Origin of the sequence: Roseiconus lacunae (assembly GCF_008312935.1) — a bacterium.
In the GTDB taxonomy this organism is placed as follows: domain Bacteria; phylum Planctomycetota; class Planctomycetia; order Pirellulales; family Pirellulaceae; genus Stieleria; species Stieleria lacunae.
This window is the reverse complement of record NZ_VSZO01000016.1, coordinates 1-17,414: the sequence shown is the minus strand read 5'-3', so window position 1 is coordinate 17,414 and position 17,414 is coordinate 1. Positions and strand designations below refer to the sequence as shown.

Sequence of the window (17,414 nt, the reverse complement as noted above, 5' to 3'; positions counted from 1 at the left end):
TCCTTTCCCCGTGACTGACTTCCATGCGTAAATTGCTCTGTTTTCTGGGCCTCGCGGCCACCTGTGTTGGATCGATTCTTTCGGCGAATGCCCAAACCCCGTCGACCATCGGGCGAATCGAAATCTTGGCTCCGGAAATGGAGCAGTACGTCGATGCCGGGACTAAAATCGAAGTCTTGGCCGGCGGGTTTACCTGGACCGAAGGACCCGTTTGGGTGAGCGATGATTCCGGAGGGCACTTGCTGTTTTCCGATATCCCACGCAACACCATCTTTCGCTGGTCAGCCGCCAAAGGCATTGAAGAATTCATGTCGCCGAGCGGCTACACCGGCGTCAGTTATTACGGTCTGGAACCGGGAAGCAACGGCCTGACCCTTGATTCCCAGGGACGGCTCACGATGTGTGAGCACGGCGATCGCCGGGTCAGTGTTCTTACGCGAGGCGGCGGTAAGCAAACGTTGGTCGATGCCTATCAAGGCAAACGATTGAACAGCCCTAACGACCTAGTCTTCGATCAAGCCGGGAACCTTTATTTCACCGACCCGCCCTACGGTTTACCAGAACGCGCCGATGACCCGCGACGTGAACTCGATTTCTGCGGCGTTTATAGGCTTGACCGCGACGGACAACTGCAACTGCTCACCCAAGAGATGACTCGCCCGAACGGAATCGGACTCTCTCCCGATGAGTCGACGCTGTACATCGCCCAAAGCGATCCACAAAACCCGATTTGGAAAGCCTTCCCGATCTCCGACGGCAAACTCGGTCCCGGCAAGGTTTTGCATGACGCCAAGTCTGCGATGAAAGAATTTCCCGGGCTACCCGACGGGATGACGGTCGCGAAAGACGGCACGCTGTTCGCCAGTGGCCCGGGGGGAATCTATGTGATCTCTCCCGCCGGAAAACTGCTCGGGCGAATTCTAACCGAAGGTCGCGTCAGCAACTGTAGTTTCGATAGCGATCAAAAGTTCCTTTACATGACCGCCGATAAGTTTCTGTGCAGGGTCTCGCTAAAGTAAAGTGAAGAACCCAACCGGTCGTGCGAAGCGATCCTCAAAAACTTGACAGACGCGTTGTCTACGAGCTATACCTAAGTCCAGTTGCGCCGGGAAGTCTGGCGACGATTGATCACCCCTTCTCTGCTAGAGAGTGGTCGCCGGAGTGTTCGTTCGGCATTGACGACCAGCTTTCAAACCAGCGTTCCCGATGGAAACCTTCGCGTCTCGGTTGTGATGTGCCGACCGCGGACGCTGTACCGTTTTCAACTTTCGCGAGGACTACTTTCCGATGCTACGTTTTCAACCTTCTCTTCTTGCCCGTCGCGGCGGCCTTGGCAGTATCGTTAGCTGGTTTATCCGGATTGTGATCTATGACATTTGCATCACGGGGATCTCGGAAGTCCTGGGCGTCTCGCGGATGGTGGCATTGTTCATTTTCCTGGGGATTCTCGGCGTGATCGCATTCGTTGGTTACCTGATGCAGAATAAATACGCCTCGGGAACCGCTGACAACGATTTCTAGTTCGGCGCTCCGTTCGGAAACCGCCGAGGCTTTCGGCGCGGTTATGGTTTAGAAACCGTGGCTAACGCCATTCGGCTAATCCCCTACCGAATCTACCTGTAGCGGAAGCCGCCGAGGCTTTCGGCAGCGCTGACCCGTCGACAGGTTTTGGAACGGTTGTGGTTTGGAACCGTGGCCAACGCCATTCGGCTAATCCTATAATCGAGCTGAAGCAAAGCACTCGGTTTGCGTTTTCAGATCTCTCCCATCCGGGGAACGGATTCCACGCATGGAATTTCAAGTCAACCACGCGCCCACGTTTTCGACGCTACAGCTATCGCTAGAGAAGGATGAGTTCGTCGTCGCACAGCCCAATAGCATGCTGACGATGACGGCTGGAATTCGAATTGTCGCGCGGGCGGGGCGTCAGGATCAGGCGGATGCCGACGCGAGCAATGCGAACCAGCCGCGGCGCCATTCATGGTTTGGCGGCGTCAAAAATTTGCTCGGTGGCGAGAACTTCTTTACCGCCGAGTTCCGGGCCAAGGAGGACGATCAAACCGTCGTGCTCGCCCCAGAAAGCTATGGTGACATCGTTACCTTAGATCTTAGCGAAGATTCCGGTTACTACATGACGCGGGGATCTTATTTGGCCAACATTGGGCCAACGGTGTTGAAGATTAAATACGGCGGTCTGAAAGGATTGATGAGTAAGAAGGGGCTGTTCTTGATGCACGCCACCGGGACCGGTCAGGTGTTTTGCCAGAGCTTTGGGGCAGTCGTTCATCGCTACTTAGAAGCGGAAGAAACGTTGTTCGTTGACAATCGCTTTATGATCGCATTTTCGGATTCGATCGAATACAAACTGGTCAAGGCGACTGACAAAATCAGTGACTCGTTGATGTCGGGGGAAGGGTTGGTCAATCGATACACCGGCCCGGGGCACGTGTTTTATCAAACCCGTAGCAAGCCGACCGGTGGGTTTCTTTCGATGTTGGTCGACGCGGCCTTTTGAAGTTTTGTCGCTATCTAAATCAGGCCTGGTGATCCGTCGAGATCAAACGTTCGGATTCGGACGATCAGCCGACGGGCGTTAGTCCCGGTTATTGCACCGAAACCGTGGCCAACGCCATGTGGCTAATCCTATGTTAAAACGTTGACGAAGGACGAGCCGTTCAGCGTTTGCGCCGACTCACATTATCAAGTGCGGGCGTGATGCCGCTATCGCCTCACTTACCGCCGGAAGACATGATGCATCAGATTCCCGATCGAAACGAATTGCTAATGATCCTGCGTCGGGCCAATCAAAATGCCTGGATCTGGATTTCAATTCGCCTCGTCGGAATACTCGTTCTGATATATCTAATCAACTGGAACGCCGTCGTGCTTTCGCCGATCGCTTCGGTCACCGCCTGCTTGGTAATTATTGGACCCTTGGCGATGGAGTTGGCTCAGCTCTGGGGGCAAAAGAAGAAGCGTATCGAAGACATCAAGGAATCAACTCGCTTCGGTGATCTCGACAAACATAAACTCAAGTTTCTGTATCAGGAAACACTCAAGCGTCTCGATCTTCCCGCCGTTGGTCCACCCGTTTATGTCAGCAACGATCGCTCGCTGAACGCAAGTGCGGTTCGGTTGACTTCGTTTCTGACCGGTTTGAACGGCATCTATCTGCACCGTCAGATCCTACACAAATTGCGTGACGAAGAAGTTCAGTCAGTCATGGGTCATGAACTGGGGCACTATTATCGGTTTCGGTTGGTCGATGACCGGCTGATGTTTTTGACAGTGGTCCTTGGGGCTTTCGTCGGACTTTTTGCGGTCCAGGTTATCCGGCTCGACGGACTACTTGGATTCATCGTTCTCTCAGCGATTTGTTCGGTGTTTTGGATGATCATGAATCATCGCCGATACAAGTATGGGATGACCACCGAGTTTCTTTGCGACGACTTTGGGGCGCAAGTCAACGGAGTCGAGTATTCGATCTCGGGGCTTTTGAAAATTGGTCTCGATGCTGAAATTCGGACGCTCGTTTATCTCGAAGTTCTCGGACGCAATCTCGATCAACCTGACCTGTCTCCGAAGGAGATCGCGTCGTCGATCGAATCTGCGGTTCCGTTTGGCTATGAGGATGAGTCAGACCTCTACGAATCGGTGGGGCGAGAGATCCAAGCGAAACGTCAGCAGAATAGCCGGTTATCGATCAGAGGTTTCTTTCGATACGTCTGGGAATCGGACGACTTAGATGACGAGGAAGCACTGCGTGAGACGCTCGAACGGCAAGCGAGAGAGATCAACCAGATTGAACGGGTGGAATGGGAAAGCGTTTTAGATGACCCGAGCGAGATACGCTTATCAACGCGGCAGGCGGAAGAACTCGTGATGATGATCGAGCAAAACCCTGGAAAGTCGCTGTTCCGTGTGCCACGGTCGGCCGCCTACAGCGATGGCATCCACCCACCGATCGAGCAGCGAATTCTCTATCTCTGGAAGAATCGTGACCACTCGTCTTCGTTGGAACTGTAGGGTCGGTCGCGGGCCTTCGACGAGCTTACTCGTCCGGTATTTCCGGCAAACATCCAACGAACGAGTCGGCGCCGGGCTTGGGTTGCCAAGTTTCGAAAAAAGCAGCGTCAGCGTTAGTGCTTCGTTCCAATCGTATTCCGCGGTGGAAACCGTGGCTCACGTCAAACGACTGTTCGAAGACGGTGTTTTCGTTGATTCCAGCGTCCGGAAGTTGACCGACAAGCGATCGCACTAAAGAATTGAAGGCACCGCTCGCCGTTTCGCCCGACCTGGAGATCGCTGGATGATCTATGATCCCTATCAACCTCAAAAACTGACAGGTCGCCACGCAGAATTGTATTGCAAATCGCTGGCCTTGATGCTGGACTCTTTTCGTGATTGTTTTCAGCGCCCCGAGGAAGACTTGGTTTGGACGTTTGGTGTCCGGTTGTTCGACGGCCTAGGTTGGCGCGAGAAATTGATGCTACTGCTGAAGGTCTCGAAGTTGGCTTTGCTGGGTGAAGGTGACATCCACGAATGGGGTGCTCTTGAAAAGGCGGCATGCTTCAGTGTCTATCATCACGTATTTCAGCAACTGGAGATCGAGCGGGATGTGCTGAACATGGACATGCGATCGCGAAGCGAACGAGTCTGGATCGATCCCGGCGACGAAGAAGCCGAGGAGGCTGCGTTCGCCCTCGACGAAATGGCCCGCTGGAAATTGTTGATCGAAGAAGCATACGCCGAAGATGCTCGTCAAGAAGGCGTTGAAGATGATGAGATTCAATCGATACTTGAACATCCCGAAGATGAAGAGGACGATCTGAATCACTACTATTCTTTGATCGACCTGCTGGCCGGACGTCTGATTGATGATCGCGACTTCGAGATGGCGGATACATTTCTGGATCTCGATCCGGATGTCGCATCGGAACTGAAGTCGACGATGGGGATAAGTGATGACTACTTCATTCAAATGGCCGATGATGCCCCGATCGAGAAAGACCATGAGACCTTCGATGCCCTAGCCAAATTGGCGGGAGCGGTGAAGCTGAATGATCGTTTCGAACCGCCGTACTGAGCAGGTAAATACGAGGGTGAGTCTTCAGCGGGCTGGCGTTACCACCGGTATGACGCCGAAACCTTGGCAAACGCGATTCGGCTCTCGATTGGCAGGCGGCGGTTTTCCGACGCGACCTAATAAAAAACCGCCGTTTCGAAATTGAATTCGAAACGGCGGTCCCATGGACTCAATTTCAGGCACGCTTTAGGCGAGCGTGTTTTGATCGGCGGCCAACAGGGCCAGCAAATCGTCTTCCTCATCATCGGAGTCGATCGAGGTCGAACCGATCAATCCGCCAATCGCGGCGTCGTTGCTGGATGATGCATCATCGCTTGATCCGATCGATTCCCCTTCCGCAGGCGACGAGGCGGCCAAGCGAGCCAAGTGGTTGATCACCATCAGGGCGTCCATTGGCGAGGTCAAGAAGTCACCGTTGACGTCGGTGAACGCCGTTGGGGCCGATTGCTCGCCTTCGCCCACGCGACCGAGTGCGTTGATCACCGTCAGGGCGTCTGATGGCGTAACCAATCCGTCATTGTTGACGTCTTCAGGCATCGCTTGGTTTTGCAGCGTACTGACCGGCGTAACCGTTACGTTCAACACGTCGTAGCGAATTTGTGATACCGGAACCGGTTGGTCGCGATCAAACAGCAGCGTGTCTTGGAAAGGCGACGAATCAGCCGGGCTACCGACCACTTGGGTGACCGTGGTCGAAGCGACCGGCCCAGCGGTGAAGTAGACGGTGGCCATCAAGTTCGGTTCGTTGATTGCTCCGGAATCGACGACTGTATCACGCAAAAGTGATCCAAACTCATCGATGATACCGGCACGGGCGGCGGTACCGACGCCGGCGTTGGAATCAAAGTCGTTATCGAAATCGACATCAAAGTCGTAGCGTCCGCCGGCAGGGACCGAACCCGGCGCCAACACCCCTGCGTCGTACAGCATGTCGAGGTAGCCGGCAAAGACAAAGGTGTTGCCTTCGACGACCGTTCGCAAGTCTTCGACAAAGACTTGAACACCGAACGTTTCACCCGAAGCGACTGATGTAATCGGATTATTGAATTGGTCGACCAAAGCGAAAGAGATGTCTACCAAGTCATCATCATCCGCTTGTCCGATTGCCATCGTGACTTCACCGACGCTGCGGACCCCGTCACCGGATACGATGTAGTAGGTAAAGCTGTCGAATCCACTGGCATTGGTGTTGGCGAAGTAATTGATCGTGTCGTCGGTCAGATCGCTTGGTGTGCCATTGTCGTCAATGGTCACGTTGCCCAGAGTAGGGTCGATCCCGATTCCGAATTCCAGCAAGGTGCCGGTGGGGCCGAACAGGTCGTTGTCTAGGACATCGAGAGTGTTAGGTCCGTTCGCAGAATTGATCAAGATGCCGTTGCTGTCCGTGCCCGCACTGAATGCGTCATCGATCGCACTGGCGAAATTATCTGTGGTTGGGAAAATTGTCAGTTCGGCGGTTCCGAGTCGTTGCTGGGCAACGGTCAGGGCATCGTCTTCGCCGACCAGAATCGTTTCTGCTTGGACAGCATCGGCGGGGTCAGCTTTGAAGACAGCAACACCCGGTGAAACTGCAGTCATCGTGATGGTGAACAGTTCTGCCGGATCACTGTGCCGAATCAGGTCGCCACCACCGATCGGTTGAACGGCTCCGACATCGTCAATCAAACCAGGAGTCGTCGCGTCACCGAGTTGGAATCCGCTTCCCTGGAAGTTCGGTCCGAAGGTGATGTCGAATCCAAATGCATCACCGCCGATGGTGTCCTGAGTCGAAACTAAGCCGTCGGAGTAGAGCAGGTCGAGGAATGCCGATGCGACGCCCTCGGGGCTGAAGTTCGGGTTATTCAGTTCTTCGACGAAGACTCGGACGTAGAACTCTTGGCCAACCTGAACACTGGAGATTGGCTGGTTGTTGACCACATCAAAGATGCCGATCGTGAAGTCGACCAAGTCATCGTTACGTGCGCCGGGCTGCGAATTTACAGTGACCTGGGCAGTGCTTACTTGACCGTTGGAGTCCTGAATGCTGTAGCTGAATTGCTCCGTTCCGGTAAATCCGGCGACCGGGGTGTAGCGAATCGTTTGACCGCCTCCTTCGAGGGCAACGTTTCCGCCCTGATCACCCGCTGTGACGCTGATGATTCGAATTCCCCCGGCGATACTCGGGACATCGTTCGCCAAGACATTCAGCGGCCGATTGCTCGACCCTTGTGGAATATCAAAGATGTCGTCGACAGCGATCGGTACATTCGATTGGAAACTGACCGTGACAGAGACATCGGCCGTGTACTGATTGCCCAATTGGTCTTGAACGGTGTACTGGAACGTGTCGAGTCCGGTGAAGCCGTTGCGTGGGGTGTAGAAGATTGACTTGCCATCACCGGCGACGCTCGCGACACCGGAGGTACCGACGACATTGAGGTTGACGATCGTCAGCTGAGTCAGGTTGGACTGGAAGTCGTTCGCTAGGACATCCAACTGATTCGAAAGCGAGTTCCGCGAGACAGTGAACTCATCATCGTTGGCAATGTCCGCCTGTTGCAGGATGTCGAATTGGTAATCTTCCACTTCGCCTAGATCGGCATCACCACCGACGCCCAAACCAGCCGTCGGGCTGTAGCGGAAGCGAGCGTAGGTGGAACCGACGACGGCGTTTCCAGGAACGTTGATTTCCAAGTTCGAGACGCCATCGGCGACGACCACGTTGTTAAAGACTCGTTCGCTTGCGTCGAATGTACCGTTGGCGTTGAAATCGACCCAACCTTGCAGGTAGGCCGGCTGGCCGGTCGTGTTTCGGGCGGTGACTTGGACGGTCGCGGTGCCGCCGGGACCGAGCGGAGACAGAAGTTGGATTCCGTCCTCGTCGTCAATGTTGTTGTTATCGTCGCCGAGGGCGTTTGCCGATGGGAAGCCATCGATTTCACGATCCACTTCGGCTCCCAAACCGACCGCAAGCGATGTCCCGTGGCTCGGACCACCGGCGGCGATCGACGTGCCGTAGCTGTCCGGTGCGTCACCATAGTCCCGCGAGGGAAGATTTCCGAAGTTGTAATTGTCGGTCAAGCCGACACCGTTGTAAGTAACGATGTGTTCGCCGCTGACTGGGAAGGTTTGCTCGAATCCTGGTTCAACGACTTCCCGAATCGTGTACGTGCCTGGGCCGGGGAAGTTGATCGAGTAGCTACCGTCGGCAGCGGTGATCGCCGATGGTTCACCGAGGTCAGGACGGTCGTCCCCATCCAAGTCCAAGTAGATGTAAACCCCTCCCATACCCGATTCGTTCGTGTCGAACAAACCGTTTCCGTTCAAGTCAGCGAACTTGGTTCCGGTGACATCGGCGATAACTTTCGTGAAACCGAAGTTGAGATTGGTCACCCCGGCGGACACATTCGAGCGGACCGTCGAATTGCTGGCGACGTATTGGGCTGGTGTTTCGGCAACGACCGTGTAGCTCAAGCCGGGCGCGACATCCAACCGATAAGCCCCATCGGGAGCCGAGACATCAAATGGCTCGATCGGATCACGCACTCGGTCACCGTCCAAGTCGGCGTAGACAAAGACGCCGGGTAATCCCGCGTCGCCGGCGAAGGCGCCGTCGCGGTTAAGGTCGTTGAAAACGCGACCGGTGATCGACGAGGTAGCGGTACCGGTGGAAAGCTCAAACGACAACGACGTTGCCGTTCGCGTGGTGCCGAAGAATCCTTCGGCCGGGGTGAATTGGTCTTCAGGTGCAAAGACGGGAGACAAGTCGTCGGCGGTTCCAAGGATGCCGTCTGGCCCTGGGGCGATCAAACTGTCAATCAATCCCTGCAGGTTGCCACCCGCATCCATGATATTGTCAGTGTTATTCGTATTGGTCGTGTGCCGCTCACCGAAGGTATGTCCCGCTTCGTGAGAAACCACACCGGCTAGGAACTTGGAAATCACATCCATTTCACTGACCGCAGGCGACCGGGCGATCGCGGTGGTCGTTGCCGAGATATCGTCAAGCTGCACGATCGTGATTTCGCCGGGGCGGAAGTTTCCGATGTCGACCGATTCGGCGATTCCGTAGGCACCGTCAATCCCGGTCGAGGAAACCAGGCCACCGATCAAGACGCGTGTGACCAACGGGTTGTTGTTTAAATCCGTGTTTCCGACCGCACAAGCGCTTCGGTCACCGAACTCAGGACACTCCAAGGAGCTGACGATTGTGATCCCGTATTGACCACCGATCCCCGTCTCGTCGTAGTCACCATTGGAACCGTTGACGGCAATCGTATCGAAGTGATCGCGGACTTCGTCAAGAATGTTCTCTTGCAGCACCTGCGCATCAACGGCGGTTGGGTTGGTGAACCCCAAGACGCCTAGGTTGTCTTCCAGGCGATCAAAGCGAACCACGCCAAGCGGTAGCGTCGAACCACTGATCTCACTCGTTGGATAGATTCCGCCATCAAAGTCAAGATAAAGGATCTGTTGAGCACCGCGAGGAGCTTGCTCGATCACCGGACGGTAAACACGCAAACCCATCGTGTAGTTGCTCACTCCAAGCGAAGGAGCGAGCCCGATGTAGTAACGTCCCGTCTCAGGTACCACTTGAGCCGCGACCGCACTACCACGTGTTTGTAGTGGCGAACCTTTCGCGTAAATCGATTGACCCGTCGCCGGATCTAGGATCGCCTGGTTCGAATCTGTCCCAAACCAAAAACGACCGGGAGCTTGAGTGCCCGGCCCGTACAGCACGCTGATGTTACCCGCGACTCCGTTCAAGGAGATGTCGAGAATGTCGCCCGCACGCAAGTCCATCGCGTAGTAATCGAGGTCGCTGAGGATCTGATTCTGTGCGTTGAGCTGGATTCCAATCGATCCGGTGACGTCGATCGTGTCTTGCTGGCTGGGAAGCGTTCCCAGCGGCAGATGTGTCGCCGTATTGATCGTGTCGTTAACACCACGTGCACCGGCGGCTTCGTTCTCGCCAATTTGGACTGCCGTGACCGTCCCGACGTTGCGAGGCGTTTGGGCGGCAAAGAGAGCGGGATCCACCGGAACGGGAGTGAACGCGGTGTCGCTGGCCAGTAAACGCCGGCCCTCCAGATTCTCCATCAACAACCGTCGCTTTTGCCCGGTATGCGCAGTTCGCTTTCGGTTGCCCTTGGCCGTTTCACGGCGTGTAGAATCAGAAAGTGTTCGTCGGATCATCGAAGGTCTCTACTTTTGAACCCGGCTTCGGGTGAATAGAAAAGCGGGCAAAGTCGCGGGACAGGTTGGGAATATTTGCGAGCCGCAGTGTAATTCCACTGAACTCGCCGAGCTAACTAAATCCATTCTCTTATCAGCCGCAGCGTCGCGATTTCGCACCGGTTGCTGCAGCCTAAAGCTGACGCACGTGTGTATGACATCGGACATTTGGTTGCCGAGCATTGCAAAATACGTAGTGCTCGCCCAATCAGAAGGATGGGTAAAATGCGAAGCGTGGGGCGGTTGGATAAGCGTTGGCAGCGATTCTAGTTCGGGCGAATAGTGTGTCAACGAATCACCCCGGTCTGACGCCCCCTTGTGACTCGAAGTTCCCCGCTTAATTCGGGAAAACGCGTCATTTCGGGATTAAATGTCCGTCATCCCCCAGCTCGCGAAGTTTGCCGTTTTTCTCTTTAGAACGCTTTTGAGACCGGATAGAACCGCCTTCGCCCCCCTCACACGAAGTCAGTTCGATCGGGGCACAAAAAAAGCCGACTGCATTTCCCGCAGTCGGCTTGCGTTGTTTCGCCCGGAAATTAGCGGACGATTGTGCCGGTCGTGCCGATCGCAGGCTTCGGCATTGCAGCCGCACCGGAGCGGGCCAGTTCCATCGCTCCGAACATCGCCCCGGCGAAGAAGAAATCCCCGGCGATGGTGTATCCGTAAAATGGAATTGCGGCGGTGAAGCAGCTCAGCAGGCCCGATAGGTTGGTAGCGTACCAGGGACCCAACCAGACGCCGACATTGCTCACAACAAAAAATACCGTCGACGCGGCTAGTACGGTCAGTGGAAATCGCTGCCAAGAAACCGATGGCTGCTCCGCAGAATTAGAGCGGCGTCCCAGGCGACCGATCGCAACAGACGCGGCCATACCGAGATAGACGAAAAGCATTTGCTCGGGGCGATAGAATCCTAACCCGGAAACGGCGAACATCTGGCCGAGGATGTCGCTGGCGGCTAACGCTAACAAGGGAACCAAATAGGCACGCCGACCGGCGACGTAACAGCCGGCGAACAGTCCCAGTGCTCCGATGCAGGCAAAGTTCGGAGGGTGCGGCAAAAATCGCGAAGCGACGGCAATCAGCGTCAGCAGGTAGATCATGTTCGATCATCCATGGGGTATTGAATCAGACGAGTGCTTTGTCAAACCCAGCGTTTCGATTCGGCGGGATGGCGTCGACCGACGCGAATGCCCATCGGTCGATCGATAGACACGGCGTTTTTTTCAACACAAAGCACTGGCTTTATTTTCTACCCGACGCGTTGTCGAATCGGAAGCCCTTTTAGGGTAGGCCGATGATCGCACCGACAAACGCCCCTTCGGCGACCAACGCTTTTCGTTGATAGGGCGGACGTTGCAAAAATGCGGGAACGCAGGAGCCTGCCCGGTAGTATCCCAAGCTGTATTGGCACTCGTCCGGCGGCGAAATCGCACTCAAGTAAGGCAATAAAGCGGTCTGTGAAGCGAACCGTGCCGCCGACACGAAGGGCTGCAGGTGCGGAAATCGCGATTGTCCGTGTCGTTCCAGCATTCGATCTTCAAAATACAACGGGTGCGAAAACGTGTTCGCCGCGGCCCAGTAACGCTGACTCCAGTACCAATTCGCCGCCCGATCGACGCCACTTTCGGGCAGGGAAACTGACAGCGGATCTTCGCCTTGACGGTAGCCTTCGGGGGTTTCGCCATTTCCGATTTCACTGGTGTCGGTGGTCAACGCCGCGATCGGGGGCAACACGAACCGACGCTCACGAAATTGTGCTTTGCGTCCCGAAAACAGCGACTCGTTCTCGCCCGTACCGACGTCGGACGCCGATTGCTGATCCAAATCCAGATCTCGCGGCGATGTCGGCACGTTGACGTCGTCTTCGGAAAGCATCTCCAAGGCGTCACGCAGTGTCTCGTCTTGGCGGCCTTCGAGCGAAGGCACCGAGTCGGTCGCGTCGCCGGCTTGTCCGCTCACGTCTTCGACTTGCTGCGGCACCATCGCCCAACGGGGCGAGTCTAGGCTTAGGGTCCGCTGGGACTCTTCTGCGGTCGCCGCGCTGGCAAATCCGCAGAGTATCCCGAAGGCAAAGATTCCTTTGATGGTCCGTCGCATGATTCAATTCATCCTTGATTTTAGCGGTGAGCTTTCGCATTCACCGAATCGGCAGAAGCGGAGCGACCGCAACAACAAGACTGCCTCGTCTGCGAAAACAGTCACATCGCGAACGATCCAATCATTCGTCAAAGTCGTTCTCTTTGCCAGACTCGTAGAACTTCATCGCAGCGCTGTTCATGCAAAATCGCTTTCCCGTCGTATCGGTCGGCCCGTCGTCAAAGACATGTCCCAGATGGGCACTGCATCGTTTGCAGTGGACTTCGGTCCGCGGATAAAACAGAAAATAGTCGGTTTTGTAGCCAACATGGTCTTCTTCGATCGGCGCCCAAAAGCTCGGCCACCCCGTTCCAGATTTGTACTTCGTTTCTGAAGAAAAGAGCGATAACCCGCAGACCACACAGCGATACAGGCCGTCTTTCTTGTTGTTCCAGTAACGATTGCGGAACGCAGGCTCGGTATCGGCATTTTGGGTCACCTTGAACTCAATGGAAGTGAGGGCCCGCTTGAGCTGAGATTTTGACTTGCGGCGAAACTCCGGTTCCTTGATCTTCGTTTCGTCGGGATCCTGATCTGCGACAGGATCCGCCGACGCGCGAGAGTTCTCCGGCGCTCTTGTTTTGTCCTGCGATGCCGATCGGTTCTGGTCCGCGGGATCTCTCGCCGTTTCGGAATTCGCCGTCTTGCCCTCCTGGCCGAAAACGCGGCGAATGTCACCCGCTTGGCCGATCACTATCGCCGCACCGCAAACTGATAAAAAAGCGGCCAGGCGAATACGTCGCTTACGGAACTTCGATACGATTGGCATCATCTTTCCTCAGGGGGTTTATTCGAATAGTCGATTGGGCACCCGGGTTGCTACTGGATCAATGACCGATGGACAGGCGAATCCGCAATCGCGGCGCCGCTCATTGCCCGCGTGTCAGTCTCCGTCTGCGTCTCACTTTCTTTCGCCATCGGAAATCATTTGATTGTATGTCGCTCGTCCAGTTGAACGAAATCATTTTCGGCTACTCCAAAACCCCAATCCTTCGCAAGTTTTGCCTTGATATTCGGGAGGGTGAATACCTGGTACTGCTCGGTGCTAGCGGCTGCGGCAAAACCTCGGTGCTACGCTTGATCGCGGGGCTAATTCGGCCGGAATCTGGATCGATCTCCATCGGCGGGCGAGACGTTGTCTCAGTCAAGCCAAGGGAACGCGATGTGAGCCTCGTTCCCCAGGGCGATGGTTTGTATCCACACCTACCGATTGGTAAATCCATCGCACTGGGGATTAAGCGCGGGCTGAACGCGTCATCTCGAGAAACGAGAATTGCCGAAGCCGCCGCCGCGGTCGGGATCGGCAACCTTCTCGATCGTCTACCCGAACAGCTGAGTGGCGGCGAAAAGAAACGCGCCGCCCTTGCCAAGGCTGCCGTATCGGGCGCCAGCGTCCGTTTGCTCGACGAGCCCCTATCGGCGATCGATGCGGCAATGCGATTTCAGATTGAACGGGATCTCAAGCAGTTGCACCAGAATTATCCCGGCGCGACGCTGCACGTGACCCACGATGGCGCCGAGGCGCGACGGCTTGGTGATCGAATCGCCGTGATCGAAGACGGTCGCGTCGCGCAAGTGGGCGACTCGAAATCGGTTTTTCAGAATCCGGTGTCCGTCTCAGTCGCGGCGGCGATGGGGACCTCGCCTTTCGTGACCACTCGGATAATCCGACGATCGGGTCAGTGGGTCGACAACTCGGGCCGCGCTTTGCCGGGGCCACTTGCCGCGAATGGAACCGAAGCAACGTTGGGTTACTACCTTGATGATTGTTCCGGCGACAATGATGTGGAATATTGGATCGATCCGCAGCTCGGTCATCGAGTCGCCTCGGACAAACTGCGTTGGTTCGTTGATCAACCACCAGCGAGGTGATTGCGATGGCTGATCAGTAAGTACGTCGGCAGGGAATCTATCCGCAGGGAATCTATCCGCAGGGCTCAGGTCGCCGCCGCTGGTACGGCTAGTTCTGCCGTTTGATATGCACGCGAGCGGAACAAGAAATCGATGATGTTGCCTTCGTGCGGCTGTAACCAGTTCAAGCGGTTGGTCGCGATCGGACCGATGTTCAATCGATCGATATCGACGCAACTTCCTGCCTGCTGGATGAAGCTCTCGTCGCGAGTGAGCACGGTTCCAACCAGCGTTGGCCCGATGCGTCGCAGCATCTCCGCCTGCGGGCACTCGACGACGCTAACGAATGGGAACATGTATTCTTTGGCCGCGACACCGCGATCAGGCGAGTCGGCGTGTAGCACCATTGGACGCAAGTAGGCACAGTGCTCGCGTTCGATCAGCTTATCGCCGTAATCAGCCGTCATGTCGGTCACCCCGGCTTCGGCCAGGTCTTGTTCGACCATCGCATATGTCCCCGTCGCCATCGCGGGCACGGTGAACGCGGCCAACTGCGCGTTTTCATCGGTCGGCGGCAGCACATCGACTGGCCCGATGCGTTCGGCGATCGCCTGGGCGATTTCGCGAGTGTGCCGGCTCGCCCAAATCCCGCTGCAGTTGATGCAAGATCGTCCCGAGTTGCTCAGCACACTCTCGACCATCATGTCGAGGTAGAGCTCCCAGTCGTCGACAACGTCATCGCAAAGCAAGATCTTGGACCATCCCGGGCCGTGTGCTTGAACGCGTGGGTTGCCGGCATGCTGAGCAACCGTTTGGGCGCTTCCAAAAATCATGCTGCGAGACGTCTTGGTCATGATCGCCCCACCCGCATCGTGGCCGCCGGGGTACAGTCCGAACGCTTCGGCAGGCACGCCGGCTTCGATAAATGCCGAAACCATTCGGTAGGGCGTCCAAGGTTCCTGCGAGCCGGGCTTGAGCGCCAGCCCGATTTGCAACGGAATCGCGGGCAGCCAAAGCGTATGCACACCGGGTGAGTTGTTCGGTAAGACGGCACCCAAGATTGGTGTCTGTGCTTGATAGCTGACGATCACGCCGCGACCTTCTTCACCAAAGCCACGGCTGAAGATATTAAGGTCCAATCCCCGCGTCAGACAATCAAGGATCTCGGTCATGTTGGCCAACACGAAGCTGTTTTTCTTCATGTTCGACCGGCACATGTGCTCAGGCAATCCCGTGCTGGCCGATTGTTGGTGGACAAACTGATCGACAGACTGCTTCGAATCGCCGACCTGCAGATCAGCGGTTTCAAATAGCTCGGCCGCCTTCTTGCACATCTCCAGCAATTCGGCCGGTGTGTACTTGAGCAACGCTTGCCGGGCCTTCTCCGCCTTCTTCATATCGCGAGCGACGATCCCACCGCCGACCGAACCGAATTTGGCGATCGGTTCGCCGGTGTCAAAGTGAACGACGTCCTTGATTTCAATTGATTCGTACGGTTTGCCCCAGCGAAGTGGTTGCAGTGTGATCATGTCGACAAAGAAAGTGAGGTGAAGTGCTTGAATTCAATTCGCGATCAGATGAAGGCATGCGAAAGGCAGGCCGCTATTTCTGATCGCTCGATAAAACGCAATCGTTCGTTGCGTTCCGCTATGGAATTTAACCGAAAACGGTGAAACGAACGCGCTTGCGTCGGGCCGGAGCCAACAATGCCTGAGCCGAACGCGAGGCGTCAGGCCTGCATCGCCAATGCGGGCGAGAGCAAGCCTTGCGACGTGAGACCGTGTTTCATCTTAAACCTAGGGCTAGTCAAATGACGTCAGCCACGGTTTGGCCACTTTGACCGGGGCTAACGCCCGGCGGCTGATAGCCGTGCTTGGAAACCGGGGCTAACGCCTGGCGGCTGATAGCCGGCAGGCCGCTGTTATGTCCGTTCTTTAGGTCCGGTTCCCAGCGACCGTTAATAAACGCCAACGGTGGTCGCACTGGCAAGTTCGTGGAAGGGGCGAACGCCGCTCACACCGTCCCATGGGAACTTGTCAAACGGAGCTTCGCGTTCGCCTTCGTCGCGTTCCATGAAGCCCGGTACGAAGAATTCATCGGTCAACGTGTACAGTTTGACGCGACCAGTCTCGCCGTAACCGACGACCTGATTGTAGTCTTCGAATTGGACCACTTCCGTAACCGCTCGCGGTTGGGGCGCGTAGTAGCTGATTTTGTATCCGTCGGCGGCCGAGATTGGTTTGCTGCAGGCCAAACCCATCAAGGTATTGCCGTAGGTCGGCGTCATGTAAACGCCGCCTTCTTCGACGGTACCACCGAGAAGCTCTTCGACGCAGAACCGCGTCCACTGTGGTGTGAACTCGGTACCCCCAGAGAAAATTCCCTTGATGCCGACTTCTTGCAAGCTGGTACCGCGGTCTTCCAACGCTTCACCCAGTGATTCGAGCAACTTTGGTGTCGCGAACATGCACTTAATGTCATGGCCGGCGGTCAACACCGTGACCGCTTGGTCGATGCAGTGTTTTTTGTACTCTTCAAGATGTTCCATCCAGCCTTTCTTGATCAACTTGACGACCCAGCGAGGATCCAAGTCGATGCAAAAGCAGATTCCGCCACGATGCTGCGCCAAGTGTTCGACCGCCAATCGCAAACGCCGCGGACCGCTCGGTCCAAGCATGAGCCAATTCGAACCGCGAGGAAAATGCTCGTCAGGCAACGTGTCGCTGAACAACTCATAGTCTTTCCAGTGATCTTCGATCACCATACGGCTTTTCGGGATCCCGGTCGTTCCTCCGGTTTCGAAAACATAGGTTGGCTTACCGGCGTGTCCTTTGGGCACCCAACGGTCGATCGGCCCACCACGCAACCATTCGTCTTCGAAGTGGGGGAACTTTTTCAAGTCAGCAAAAGATTTGACATCCTTGAGCGGATCGAAATCCAATTCCGCCTTCTTCCCCAACCAAAACGGGCTTCCCGTCTCTTCGCTGAAGTGCCAATGGACGGTTTTCAACGTGTGCTCATTCAAGCGATCTAGAGCTTCGGCGGCACTTTTTGCGACTTCATCAGAGATCGCTGATTCAGCTGAACTCATGCTTTTCCGGCGGGTAAGGAGGGGGTGGGACGG

Annotated in this window: 13 protein-coding genes; 6 read left to right on the top strand and 7 right to left on the bottom strand. The window is 55.8% G+C overall.

Annotated features, from left to right (window positions below):
- Positions 1–23: 23 nt before the first annotated feature.
- From FYC48_RS20560 to FYC48_RS20540, 5 genes are all read left to right on the top strand, one after another.
- Positions 24–1,019: an SMP-30/gluconolactonase/LRE family protein gene (locus FYC48_RS20560; RefSeq protein ID WP_149498680.1), complete on the top strand. Its 996-nt coding sequence runs from the start codon at positions 24–26 to the stop codon at positions 1,017–1,019.
- Between the two features lie 268 nt (positions 1,020–1,287).
- Positions 1,288–1,521: a hypothetical protein gene (locus FYC48_RS20555; RefSeq protein WP_149498679.1), complete on the top strand. Its 234-nt coding sequence runs from the start codon at positions 1,288–1,290 to the stop codon at positions 1,519–1,521.
- A 268-nt stretch (positions 1,522–1,789) separates the two neighbouring features.
- Positions 1,790–2,515 carry a TIGR00266 family protein gene (locus FYC48_RS20550; RefSeq protein ID WP_149498678.1) on the top strand — a complete coding sequence of 242 codons (726 nt, stop codon included), beginning with the start codon at positions 1,790–1,792 and terminating at the stop codon, positions 2,513–2,515.
- A 200-nt stretch (positions 2,516–2,715) separates the two neighbouring features.
- Complete coding sequence (locus FYC48_RS20545) at positions 2,716–4,026, top strand: M48 family metallopeptidase (protein WP_235034343.1); 1,311 nt, start codon at positions 2,716–2,718, stop codon at positions 4,024–4,026.
- Between the two features lie 283 nt (positions 4,027–4,309).
- Positions 4,310–5,086: a hypothetical protein gene (locus tag FYC48_RS20540; protein ID WP_149498677.1), complete on the top strand. Its 777-nt coding sequence runs from the start codon at positions 4,310–4,312 to the stop codon at positions 5,084–5,086.
- 186 nt (positions 5,087–5,272) lie between these two features.
- Here the strand turns inward: FYC48_RS20540 and FYC48_RS20535 are convergent, their stop codons facing one another.
- From FYC48_RS20535 to msrB, 4 genes are all read right to left on the bottom strand, one after another.
- Positions 5,273–10,261, bottom strand: coding sequence for an Ig-like domain-containing protein (locus tag FYC48_RS20535; protein WP_149498676.1), 4,989 nt, complete (start codon positions 10,259–10,261; stop codon positions 5,273–5,275).
- Between the two features lie 575 nt (positions 10,262–10,836).
- Complete coding sequence (locus FYC48_RS20530; RefSeq protein WP_149498675.1) at positions 10,837–11,403, bottom strand: DUF6580 family putative transport protein; 567 nt, start codon at positions 11,401–11,403, stop codon at positions 10,837–10,839.
- A 181-nt stretch (positions 11,404–11,584) separates the two neighbouring features.
- Entirely contained in the window at positions 11,585–12,400 is an 816-nt protein-coding gene (locus tag FYC48_RS20525) for a hypothetical protein (RefSeq protein WP_149498674.1), read from the bottom strand.
- A gap of 121 nt (positions 12,401–12,521) precedes the next feature.
- On the bottom strand, positions 12,522–13,208 hold the full coding sequence (gene msrB / locus FYC48_RS20520) for a peptide-methionine (R)-S-oxide reductase MsrB (RefSeq protein WP_149498706.1): 687 nt from the start codon (positions 13,206–13,208) through the stop codon (positions 12,522–12,524).
- Between the two features lie 167 nt (positions 13,209–13,375).
- On the opposite strand from msrB, the gene FYC48_RS20515 reads away from it, so the two are divergent.
- Positions 13,376–14,311 carry an ABC transporter ATP-binding protein gene (locus FYC48_RS20515; RefSeq protein ID WP_160149667.1) on the top strand — a complete coding sequence of 312 codons (936 nt, stop codon included), beginning with the start codon at positions 13,376–13,378 and terminating at the stop codon, positions 14,309–14,311.
- 65 nt (positions 14,312–14,376) lie between these two features.
- Here FYC48_RS20515 and FYC48_RS20510 read toward each other — a convergent pair whose 3' ends face one another.
- From FYC48_RS20510 to FYC48_RS20505, 3 genes are all read right to left on the bottom strand, one after another.
- Positions 14,377–15,819: an aldehyde dehydrogenase family protein gene (locus FYC48_RS20510; protein ID WP_149498672.1), complete on the bottom strand. Its 1,443-nt coding sequence runs from the start codon at positions 15,817–15,819 to the stop codon at positions 14,377–14,379.
- 277 nt (positions 15,820–16,096) lie between these two features.
- Positions 16,097–16,273, bottom strand: a complete 177-nt coding sequence (locus FYC48_RS27910) for a hypothetical protein (protein WP_160149666.1) — start codon at positions 16,271–16,273, stop codon at positions 16,097–16,099.
- Positions 16,248–17,381, bottom strand: coding sequence for a phenylacetate--CoA ligase family protein (locus tag FYC48_RS20505; RefSeq protein WP_149498671.1), 1,134 nt, complete (start codon positions 17,379–17,381; stop codon positions 16,248–16,250). Before FYC48_RS20505 ends, FYC48_RS27910 begins: the two co-directional genes overlap by 26 nt.
- Between the last annotated feature and the right edge of the window lie 33 nt (positions 17,382–17,414).

What these genes read in the sequence shown, in the direction of transcription:
- FYC48_RS20555 (WP_149498679.1), top strand. Translation starts at nt 1,288, where the DNA reads ATGCTACGTTTTCAACCTTCTCTTCTTGCCCGTCGCGGCGGCCTTGGC.
- FYC48_RS20560 (WP_149498680.1), top strand. Translation starts at nt 24, where the DNA reads ATGCGTAAATTGCTCTGTTTTCTGGGCCTCGCGGCCACCTGTGTTGGA.
- FYC48_RS20540 (WP_149498677.1), top strand. Translation starts at nt 4,310, where the DNA reads ATGATCTATGATCCCTATCAACCTCAAAAACTGACAGGTCGCCACGCA.
- FYC48_RS20545 (WP_235034343.1), top strand. Translation starts at nt 2,716, where the DNA reads ATGCCGCTATCGCCTCACTTACCGCCGGAAGACATGATGCATCAGATT.
- msrB (WP_149498706.1), bottom strand. Translation starts at nt 13,208, where the DNA reads ATGCCAATCGTATCGAAGTTCCGTAAGCGACGTATTCGCCTGGCCGCT.
- FYC48_RS20525 (WP_149498674.1), bottom strand. Translation starts at nt 12,400, where the DNA reads ATGCGACGGACCATCAAAGGAATCTTTGCCTTCGGGATACTCTGCGGA.
- FYC48_RS20535 (WP_149498676.1), bottom strand. Translation starts at nt 10,261, where the DNA reads ATGATCCGACGAACACTTTCTGATTCTACACGCCGTGAAACGGCCAAG.
- FYC48_RS20505 (WP_149498671.1), bottom strand. Translation starts at nt 17,381, where the DNA reads ATGAGTTCAGCTGAATCAGCGATCTCTGATGAAGTCGCAAAAAGTGCC.
- FYC48_RS20510 (WP_149498672.1), bottom strand. Translation starts at nt 15,819, where the DNA reads ATGATCACACTGCAACCACTTCGCTGGGGCAAACCGTACGAATCAATT.
- FYC48_RS20530 (WP_149498675.1), bottom strand. Translation starts at nt 11,403, where the DNA reads ATGATCTACCTGCTGACGCTGATTGCCGTCGCTTCGCGATTTTTGCCG.
- FYC48_RS20550 (WP_149498678.1), top strand. Translation starts at nt 1,790, where the DNA reads ATGGAATTTCAAGTCAACCACGCGCCCACGTTTTCGACGCTACAGCTA.
- FYC48_RS20515 (WP_160149667.1), top strand. Translation starts at nt 13,376, where the DNA reads ATGTCGCTCGTCCAGTTGAACGAAATCATTTTCGGCTACTCCAAAACC.